We start from the raw sequence: 10,686 nt of genomic DNA, 5'->3' as shown, positions 1-10,686 counted from the left end.
AAGGTCACATTTTGTACAATGTAAACACTCTAAATATAGTTCTTTTAAGGGTAGAAGTGCCATTTCTCTCACCTTTTTAAATTAGTCTTATATTTTTCTCTCTCAATCTCATACAAATTATTGCCATAGATATCTATAGTAACAATAACAGGAAGATCCTCAACTAAAAATTTATAGATAGCCTCTGTACCTAAATCTTCATAAGCTACTATTTCTGCTTTTTTTACTTTTTGTGCCAGTAGTGCTCCTGCTCCTCCTATAGCAGTGAAATAAACTGCTTTATACTTTTTCATAGCTTCTATAACTTCTTTACTCCTATATCCCTTTCCTATCATGCCTTTTAATCCTAATTCAATTAATACCGGTGTGTATTTATCCATTCTTCCGCTTGTAGTAGGCCCACAACTTCCTACAACTTGTCCCGGTTTAGGAGGACAGGGACCTACATAATAAATTACACTATTTCTTATTTCGAAAGGTAATTTTTCTCCTCTATTTAATGATTCTATCATTCTCTTGTGAGCTTCATCTCTTGCTGTATAAATTTCTCCTGATAGCAAAATTAAGTCCCCTGCTTTAAGCTGGTTTACTATTCCCTCATCTAAAGGAGTAGTTACTTTCTTGTACATCATTTTTCCTCCCAACAATATTATAATACAAAAGTAGCATGTCTTGTAACATGGCATCCTAAATTGACAGCTACAGGAAGAGAAGCTATATGGGTAGGATAAGTTTCAATATGAACATCAAGAGCGGTAGTACTTCCTCCCAACCCTTGCGGACCAACACCTAATGTATTTATTTCTTGCAGTAATTCCTCTTCTAATTGAGCTATCACTTCGTCAGTATTTCTTTCTCCCACTTTCCTCAATAACGCCTTTTTAGCAAGATAAGGAGCAAGTTCAAAATCCCCTCCAATTCCTATTCCCACGATCGAGGGAGGGCAAGCATTAGGACCTGCTTTTTCAACTGTTTCAATAACAAAATTTTTAATCCCTTCCACTCCGTCAGAAGGCTTTAGCATTTTTAAAGCACTCATATTTTCACTTCCTGCACCTTTAGGCATTACAGTTATTGAAAATCTATTCCCTTCACAGATATGATAATGTATTATCGCAGGAGTGTTGTCACCAGTATTTATTCGCAAAATAGGGCTTTTTACAACAGATTTTCTCAAATACCCCTCTTCATACCCCAGTCTTACACCTTCATTTATCGCTTCTTCTAAATTGCCATTAACTATATGTACTTCTTGTCCTATCTCTACAAAAACTACCACTATTCCTGTATCTTGACATATAGGCATTCTTTGCGTTTTCGCTATTTCAGCATTTGCAACTATATCTTTTAAAATTTCTCTACCCAAAGGACTTGTTTCCTCTTTTATTCTTTCTTTTAAACTTTCAAATATATCTTGAGGTAATTCATAATTAGCTTCAATACAAAGCAATTTTACTATTTCAGTAATTTTCTTTGCTTCTATCACTTTCAAAATTTTTCACTCCCTCTTAAGTTCTTCACAAGTATATAATACTATTTTTTAGAAATTTTTTAAGGAAAACTTGTTGAAGTAATAGCGTTTTTGCGATTTCTTTTTAAATTTTTTATAATTTAAGGTATAGCTTTGATTGTAGTACACAATTTATTAAGTAAAGGAGGGTTATGCCATTGAAATGTACTGTATGCCGTAAACCAGCAATTGTAAAATTCCCCGCTCATAATTCCGCCTTTTGCGAAGAACATTTGGATGCTTTTTTTATGAGACAAGTTGCCAAAACTATTGAAAAATATAAAATGCTGCCTCCGAAAGGGCGCGTAGTCGTTGCAATCTCAGGAGGAAAAGATTCCTTAGTCACTACTTTTGTCTTAAAAAGATTAGGTTATGAAGTGCTGGGCTTTTTTATAGATCTAGGAATAGAAGAAAACAACTTCTCTTCTCGATCTAGAGAAGTTGTGGAAAACTTTTGCAAAGAAAATGATATTCCTTTAGAAATAGTAAGCTTAAAAGAAAAATTTCGAAAAGGTATCCCGGATGTAGCTAAACACCAAGACAGGATATGTGCTCTATGTGGAGTCACTAAAAGGCATCTTATGAATGAATACACTTTATCTGTAAAAGCTGATGCACTAGCAACAGGTCATACATTAGACGACATGGCTAAGTTGCTTTTAGCAAATCTATTCCGATGGGACCTTCATCATTTATCAAAGGGAACTCCTGTACTCCCTGAAGAACCGGGATTTGCTCGAAAAATTAAACCTCTCGCTTTCCAAGCAGAAGAAGAGATAATTGCTTTTGCAAAACTTCACAATATAAAACCTGTAACCGCAGTATGTCCTTATTCAAGAGAAGCAAAATATACAAGATATCAAGAAGCCTTAGATATGTTAGAGGAAAATTCCCCAGGAATTAAAAGGTCTTTTTATAAAAACTACACAAAATATGCCCATCTATTTGCTGGTACTTCTGCCCGTCCTCCAAAAATAAATTGTGAGGTATGTGGTTTTCCTTCTGTTTCTCCCGTGTGTACCTTCTGCCGCACATGGGTAAAAACTGACTAATGAGAAAAATGCGCCCAATGGGCGCATTTTTCTCATTTATATATTTCCTGTTTTCTCTAAAATTCTGTAAAGCATAGCTGCTGCCTCTGTTCTTGTAGCGTTGTCTTTTGGCTTGAAAGTGTTATCTTCATATCCTCTTACTATTCCAAGTTTTACTGCATTCGCTACTACATTCTTTGCCCATTCGCTTATCTTGTTGTTATCACTGAAAGTGGTATTCCCTATACTGTCCTCTTTGTACTCTGCAAGCTTTCCGTATACCCTCATTATTACTGCTGTCATCTCTTCTCTTGTTATTGGGTCATCCGGCCTCATATTCTTGCCGTCTCCTAACATTATCCCTGCTTTGTATGCTGCTTCTATTGCGTTAGCATACCATGCTCCTTCTTTTACGTCATTGAATTCTCCTTGGTACGGCTCTTCTTCTATTCCTAATGCCCTTATCATTAATGCTGCAAATTCTGCTCTTGTTATTTTTGCGTTCGGTACAAATGTTTCACTGTCTACTCCTTTTATTATGTGCCTTGATGCAAGGACATTTACTACGTCATATGCCCAATTGTCTTTTGTTACGTCTTTGAATTCTTTGTTGTATTCAAAGACTTCATAGGTTGAGAAGTGTTTGGCTTCAAAGGTTATTGTGTTTGTTCCTTTGTCAACTTTTCCTCCTACGTATTCCCATTGATTTGTCTTCTCGTTTAAGTAGTATACTCCTACTTTTCTTATGTCTTTTGCACCTTTTATGTTAAATGTCATTTTTACTGGTGACCCTATTTTTATGTCTTTGTCTCCTGCTTTTATTGTTATGTCATAGGCGCTTGTTATTGGCTCGAAAGATGATGCTTCCTTTTTGCCTTTGTTGTGTATGTTAAGTTTTATTGTTCCCGCTTTGTTTATGAGGTCAATTGCTTCTTGTGATACTCCCAAAGTTTTTGCATCAAATTGAAGAGCTACTTCGTCTGATTTTACTACTACGTTTTTGTTGTTCTCTGCTATTAAATTAAGTACAGTTACAGGTATTTCTAATGCTTTTTGAGGTGTAGTTCCTATATTTGTTAAGTCAAATTGTATTTCTTTCTTTGAAGTGTCTTTTATGTCTTTTGCTACTTTGTTTTCGTCTATTGTAAGTGTTGTTGTGTTATTTTCTACAACTACTTTGCCTTGTGATACTTCTTGAGATGGTTTTGTTGTTTCTGTTGGTGGAGTAGGAGTAGGTTCTGTCTCCTGGCCGGGCTCCTCTCTTGTAACAGTTATTGTTATATCTTTTGTAAGTTCATTATTCTTGTCACCACTTGGCTCTACATGTATTTTGATAGTATTTACACCATATTCTAAAGGAACTACTTTTGTAAATATACCATTTTCTTGTTGTACAAAAGATTCATCATTTATAGTTACTTTTGCACCTTTGTAAGTATTGCCTTTAATCTCTATTTCACTCGTATTTGCATCAACAGTAGTGTTGTCTTTTGGAGAATAGATATATATCGGCAAATCTCTCCATCTTTGCACTGTATCATTTACTACCATTGTATTTGAACCTTGATTGGTAACAGTTATCTTCCTATTGTCAATTTCATTGCCGTATTCACCTTTTTCTACTTTATCCCAGCTTCCTCTCGCATATTTATATTCAATTTGTGTACCTTCATTTAAAGTTAAGGTAATGCTGTATGTGCTAGGTCCTGTCTTTGTCATTTGCTGAGCACTTGGATTCCAGAAAGCATCCGGGAAGTTTCCAGCAATATTTACACCATCATCAGGAGTATAATCTGGTACTGTGACATTAAATGTCACTTTTATAGGTATTATGTCAGGTGTCGCTTTTACTGTATTTGATGCTGTCCTATTATAGGAGGTATCAACTGCCACAACTTTATAATAATACACATTGCCATTTACTACATCTGTATCTACGTAGTTATACACACTGTCAGACACAGTTGCAATCTTTATAAATGGTCCTGTCTCACTTGAAGACTTATAGATTTCGTAGCCGTAAATAGCAACATCATCAGCTGACGGACTCCAATTAAGTGTAACTCTTGAGGATTCAATTCCTGGTTGTTGTAAGACTGGAGCTGTAGGTGTTTCTACATCATTTGATGGCACGACAGTAAACTGTTTTGCTTCATCTGTTTTCCCATCTGGTCCTTTTGTATACGTCCAATCATGGCCTTGGTTAGAAGAAAATCTCATAATGTATTCCCATGTGCCTACCATATCAGGTACAAATTTAGCCATGTATTTATCATTATTCCCAGAATCCCCTACATATTGTGCATCAACCCATGTCCAGTCCTTACTTATTTCAACACCTTCCACTTTGTTGCGTGTAGCATCTTGCCCACCATCTCCAATATACCTATATCCTAACTGGGCAATCATATTTTCCCCTTGGCCAGGTTTATCTGTTAATCCTTCTGCCCACACTTCGGCATACACTTCAACTGGATTATTTACGCCTATTACATGGGTATCAACTTGGTTCATATTTCCTGCCCAGCCAATAGGAAATGCTGGATATGCCTCAATTTCATTGTTTAAATCACTTTCATTTCCATCACTATCTACAGCGGTTACAGCATACACATACTTTAGACCATTGGTAACCTCTGTATCAGTATAGGTGGTTTGCGTAACATTTGAAGCTATTTTTTCATATAACCCACCTTTAACTGTAGAACGGTAAATATTATAGCTTACTGCTTTATCTACTACACTCCAGGAAAGGTCTACTTTGCCATTCCCTGAGACTGCTTTAAGGTCTGTTATTGGCTGAGGTGCTGTCAAATTTTGCTCTGGATCTGAAATGAGTATTGCCCCATCCATTGATCCAACTTCTACAACAATTTTACCATCCTGAACCGTGTATGTCTTGCCACTTAAGGCATCTGTAAAAGCAACTCCATCTCTTATAAATTTAGTGGTATCTATAGAAACCTGTTTTGCGTCACCTTTATTTATTACAACAATAGCTACACTGTCAGGGTACGATTTCCCAAAAGTATCTTTTCCATTTATGATTCTTCTTCCAAAGGCATAAACATCGCCATTTGCATAAAGTGTCTCAAGGTCTCCTGTTTTCAAAACTTGATTGTCATTTCTTATATTTACAACTTTCTTGAAAAAAGTTTGCAAATCAGTATCTTCTCTTCCCCAAGGGAATATCCTTCTGTTGTCCGGGTCTTTTCCGCCAGATTGTCCTGCTTCATCTCCGTAATAAATAGAAGGCATGCCTGGATAACCCATTTGCAGTATTGCAGCAAGTTTAAGTCTTTTAACCGCAAGGTCTTTTGCTGCTTGAGAATTTTGACTATTATCGGCAGAGTTGTATCCAAATACTGTCAATACTCTCATGGTGTCATGAGAACCTAAAAGATTCATAGTAGAATAAAACACTGGAAGAGGATATCTCTCATATATGCTCATAAGCCTTTGGTCAAGTTTTGCTGCATCTATAGGATTGTGAACCACATTTCCGTCATCAAATGATTTATCCAATATAAAATCAATTGCTGCATTTCTAAAAAGGTAATTCATAACAGAGTTAAAAGAGTCTCCAAGCAAATCTAATGAAGCATCTCCCCAAAGTTCGGCAATCATTGGCGCATTTGGTTTCTCATTATTAATTGCATCTCTAAAATGAACCCAAAAATCGTGAGCAACTTCATTCGCAACATCCAATCTCCAACCATCTGCACCTGCATTTTTGTCCCCATCAGGATTTAACCAATACTTAGATATTGCATTAGGATTATTTATAATAAAATCCGCCCAACTTTTGACATTATATTCACTGCCGTTTATCTGCCTTATCACAGGTAAACTGTCAAATCCCCACCATCCTTCATAGGTACCGTCAGGCTTTAGCTCATACCAGTCACCATATGGAGACTTTGACTGATCTCCCTGTTTCCATGCTTGATAAGCACCTAAAACTCCCGTGTTTAAGTATTTACCATACCTATCAAAATAAATGCTGTCATCACTTGTATGATTGAAGACGCCATCAAGTATTACCTTAATCCCTTTTGCATGGGCATCCTCCATGAGCTTCTTAAAGGTAGATAAATCTCCTAATAGTTCGTCTATTTTTGTGTAATCGGTTGTATCGTACCTGTGATTAGAAGGTGATTGAAAAATTGGATTGAGATAAATGACTGATATTCCAAGGCTTTTTAAATAATCCAATTTATCATCTATACCTTTTAAATCACCGCCAAAGAAGTCATTTGACCATATGCCATCCCCTGTATATCCTAGTTTATTTTTATCATTCGGATTATCTGGAAGCTCGTACCAGTTGCTATGATATTCAACAGGATCAAAACCTCTGCTGTATTTCTTTAGATGGTCATTTGAAGAATCCCCATTAAAGAACCTATCAGGGAATATTTGATACATTACTGACCCTTTCATCCAATCAGGGGTGTCTAAGTTTTTATCGTAGACAGTAAGTTCGAAGTCCTTATTTTCTGTATCTGTGGCTTTACCTACGCCACCTAATTGTTCATCGTTATCTCCGTAATAAGCAGTTTTGGTCCCGTCTTTAAGTATAAAGTAATACCAAATTCTTGTGGGATGGTCAAAGCTTAACTTAACTTCCCAGTATTCATATTTCCCGTCAGGACTTTGACCAATTCTGTACATAGGGACTTCTATTCTTATTTTCTTAATATCATCCCAATAAGAAATTTTAGCTGACTCAAGGTCGTGGTTCCTTGCTTGTATTCTTAATGTCACAGTATCTCCCGTTTTTATCGCACCGAAAGGCGAGCGGAAGAATGGGTTATGGGTGTCATGTCTTAAATCGTCATAATATATGTTATTATCAGGTCCTGTAAGAGGTGGATTATAATCTGTCCATATATTATGTGAAACCGAATCATAGTAAAATGTAATCTTAGTATCATAGACCACATTCAAAGGAATATTTGGCCCATTTTGTTCACCATTTAAGCCATAATTTATATCCCATGAGGGCCCTAAAGTCACTTTAAATTCATAATTCCCTTTTGGAACGTTTGCAGTGTATTCGTAAACATTGTTAAATTTATAATCCCTCATTATAGCAGTAGATGAGGCAGGGTCCCAGTTATTACCTGCTCCTATTGCTGATTGTATAGTGCCCACAATTCTCGGAAGTTTTTCTTCAGCAATTGGTGTATATTTTGTGGAATCGGTAACACTTGAAGTATTGTAATTGTAATAAAAAGTCACTACAGAATCTGAATCAAGATGCAAGCTTAAATTACCTTGTGAAGGAACTCCTCCACCTTCCCATGAATGATTAAGAGCAACTTTATACTCATAATCACCTGCAGGTAACGCAACTGGGGTAGTAAATTCATAAAAGCCATTACCTTTATATGTCATTATCGTTTTGGCACTGTTTATATTCCAGTCAGAATCTCCAAGTTTGGATTGAAAATTGCCAACAACATTGGCTATCGCTGGCGCTGTATCTGTCTCAGCCTTTGCAAATTCCATAGGCATTGAGCCAAATACTGCTGTAAAAACTAAAAGAAAAGCCAGCAAAAATCCTAAAGCTCTCCTTTTAAACACCTATAATCCCCCTTTTCGCCATATATTTCCTTAAATATTTTTTTAAAAAACTAATTTACAACACCACCCCCATTTCTTTTAGGCAATCGCTTTCACAGGTTACAAAAAGATAAATGTGTTTATGTACACATTTCCTTGTGCAAATTTTTGCGCAATCGTTTTCCTTCATGTCTATTATAAATTATAGTTTTTTCGTTGTCAATATGTTGTTAATACATACACTATATGTAAATTTATAGGGCTACTATAAAGCAGCCCTATAAATTATATCTGCTTTAACCTTTGTGTTATCTCCATTTTATCCGCTTTTTCTGCTAAAAGTATTGTAAACAGTAAGAACAGCGCTCCAAATCCTGCAATTATAGAGATATTGTGCAGTATTGCGCTAATATTGTTCCCAGATATTGCTTCCCTAAGGCCTGCAACTCCATAAGTCATAGGCAGATAAGGATTTATTACGTTGAAAAACTTGGGTAAAAGTTCCATTGGGAAAGTTCCTCCTGAGGAGGTAAGTTGAAGCATTAATAATACTACTGCAAAGAATTTACCTGCAATGCCAAAGAGCATCACAAAAAGCTGAATTATAGCGATAAAGGTAAGAGACATCACAGCATTTATCAGGTAATAGTACAATAAATTACGCACATCTAATTTTAGTCCTTCTACAAGCACAAAACTTGATACCACAGATTGCAATATGCCTACTAATGCTAAAGACATAAATTTTCCTAATTGTATAGAGACATTGTTCATTCCTTCGTATTTTTCTTTATCAAAAATATCTATCAAGAAGAAAAGTATTAATGAGCCTACCCACAAGGATAGAGGTATAAAATATGGTGCAAAACCAATTCCATAATTTTTAACAGGATAAAGCCTTCTAGTATCAAGTATTATAGGTTCATTAATCATATCCTTTTTAGCCGTTGTAATTCCTGATGAATCTATTTTCTCAGCTGCATCACTTAATTTTCGTGCTAAAAGCCTCTGATTATCATATAAACTTTTTGCTCCATCTGCAAATTGCCTAGTTCCATCTTTAAGAAGTGCCATACCATTATATAGAGAATTAGCACCATTATATAATTTTGAGGATCCATCACTTAAACTTTTTATCCCATTATTGAGACTGTATAAGCCATTTGAAATTTCTTTTAATTTTTCTCCTGCTGTATTTATGCCTACACTAAGCTGTGCTACGCCACTGTACAATTTATTTGAACCGTCTACAAGTTGGCTTGACGCTTGAGACATATATGAAAGACCTGATGCTAAAGAATCCATACCATTATTAATTGTATTGGAAGCCCGCTGCAATTGTGCGAGAACAGTGTTTAATTGCTGAACTTGGGTCAAACCGCTATTTAAGTTTTGACTCATGCTATTAATCCCTGCATTAGATTGTGCAATCGCAATAAGTGCTTTTTGTAGTTCAGGGTCGCTACTTGCTTCAGGATGTTTTGCAATATAATCTTTCAAAGCAACCTGCGCACTATCTAAAGCTGTAGAAATTTGGCTCAAGCCACTTTTCAGTTGTGAAATACTGCCAGCAAAAGAAGAAACATTTTGCCCTACTTGATTGTATCCATTGACAAGAGAATTGATTCCATCTTTTAGTTTAATGGCACTATTAGAAGCATCATTTAATCCTTGATTAATTCCTGTTATTCCATTTTGTAATGAATTCATTCCATTTAATAAGGCTTCTGTATTGCTTGCATCAGAAAATTTTTGTGAAAGGAGATTTGCTCCATTGTATAAAGCTGTAGAACCATTTAACGCTTGACTGATACCATTATTTAAGCTTAAAGCACCATCTTTTATTTGTTTGCTTACATCTAAAGCTGTATTCATACTACTATTTAATTTTTGTGCACCATTATACAACTCTAAGGTACCTGTTGCGAGTTTATTCTCTGCCTCTGAGGCTTCTTTTAAACCACTGCCTAATTCATCAACACTTTTAAAAATAGAATCAATATACCCTTTTCTTATAGAATTTTCTATTTGGGTTTGTAAACTTTCTATAGCTTTATTGCCAATCTGTGTTGCAAGGAAATTTTTCTTATCATTGGTTATATACTCAATAGAAGCTTTTTTCGGAGTAGGAGAATCAACACTTATAAGATTTTGTGTAAAATCCTGCGGAATTCTAATAATAAAATAATATTTACTCCCTTTGAGTCCATCAATAGCATCTTTATAATCTACAAAATCCCATTTGAATTCTTTGTTGTCTTTTAACTTTTGTACAACTTCATTTCCAAAGTTCTCTTGTTTGCCATCGTATATTCCGCCCTTGTCTTCATTAACAACTGCAACAGGGAGTTTATCTAACTTAGAATAAGGGTCCCAAAAAGCGTATAAGTATAGAAAGCTGTAAAGTAAAGGCATAAAGGCAACAACAATAACTGCAACCCTTATAAACCTGCTTTTAATTATTTTTTCTATTTCTTTTGCTGCAACTTTAAATGCTTTCAATGTTTCTCCTCCTTTCATCGATTTTTAGACTGACCAGTCAGTACAGTTATTATTATATTCTCCTCTTCTCAATGT

General features: G+C 35.5%; 6 protein-coding genes (1 of these 6 only partly in view). 1 reads left to right on the top strand and 5 read right to left on the bottom strand.

Annotation, left to right across the window (positions count from 1 at the left end):
• The 3 genes in view from THEWI_RS00460 to THEWI_RS00450 are tightly spaced (at most 20 nt apart) and all read right to left on the bottom strand, a layout consistent with a single transcriptional unit that may run on beyond the window.
• A protein-coding gene (locus tag THEWI_RS00460) for a uracil-DNA glycosylase (RefSeq protein WP_003871274.1) crosses the window boundary here: on the bottom strand, window positions 1–63 show its start. Its footprint begins 498 nt before the window's first position; the window shows 63 of its 561 coding nt (coding positions 1–63); it begins with the start codon at window positions 61–63; the stop codon falls past the left edge of the window.
• Between the two features lie 5 nt (window positions 64–68).
• Entirely contained in the window at window positions 69–629 is a 561-nt protein-coding gene (locus tag THEWI_RS00455) for a Fe-S-containing hydro-lyase (protein ID WP_003871273.1), read from the bottom strand.
• 20 nt (window positions 630–649) lie between these two features.
• Window positions 650–1,492 carry a fumarate hydratase gene (locus THEWI_RS00450; RefSeq protein WP_003871272.1) on the bottom strand — a complete coding sequence of 281 codons (843 nt, stop codon included), beginning with the start codon at window positions 1,490–1,492 and terminating at the stop codon, window positions 650–652.
• Between the two features lie 176 nt (window positions 1,493–1,668).
• Between THEWI_RS00450 and THEWI_RS00445 the strand changes: the two genes are divergently transcribed.
• Window positions 1,669–2,562 carry a PP-loop family protein gene (locus tag THEWI_RS00445; RefSeq protein WP_003871271.1) on the top strand — a complete coding sequence of 298 codons (894 nt, stop codon included), beginning with the start codon at window positions 1,669–1,671 and terminating at the stop codon, window positions 2,560–2,562.
• Window positions 2,563–2,598: 36 nt separating this feature from the next.
• Here THEWI_RS00445 and THEWI_RS00440 read toward each other — a convergent pair whose 3' ends face one another.
• Together THEWI_RS00440 and THEWI_RS00435 are read right to left on the bottom strand one after the other, a co-directional pair.
• Window positions 2,599–8,130, bottom strand: a complete 5,532-nt coding sequence (locus THEWI_RS00440; RefSeq protein ID WP_014062028.1) for an alpha amylase N-terminal ig-like domain-containing protein — start codon at window positions 8,128–8,130, stop codon at window positions 2,599–2,601.
• A 264-nt stretch (window positions 8,131–8,394) separates the two neighbouring features.
• Window positions 8,395–10,611 (bottom strand): YhgE/Pip domain-containing protein, encoded by a 2,217-nt coding sequence (locus tag THEWI_RS00435; RefSeq protein ID WP_014062027.1) that lies wholly within the window; start codon window positions 10,609–10,611, stop codon window positions 8,395–8,397.
• Between the last annotated feature and the right edge of the window lie 75 nt (window positions 10,612–10,686).

It is taken from the genome of Thermoanaerobacter wiegelii Rt8.B1 (assembly GCF_000147695.2).
Taxonomy (GTDB): Bacteria; Bacillota; Thermoanaerobacteria; order Thermoanaerobacterales; family Thermoanaerobacteraceae; genus Thermoanaerobacter; species Thermoanaerobacter ethanolicus.
This window is presented reverse-complemented; position numbering and strand designations above follow the sequence as displayed.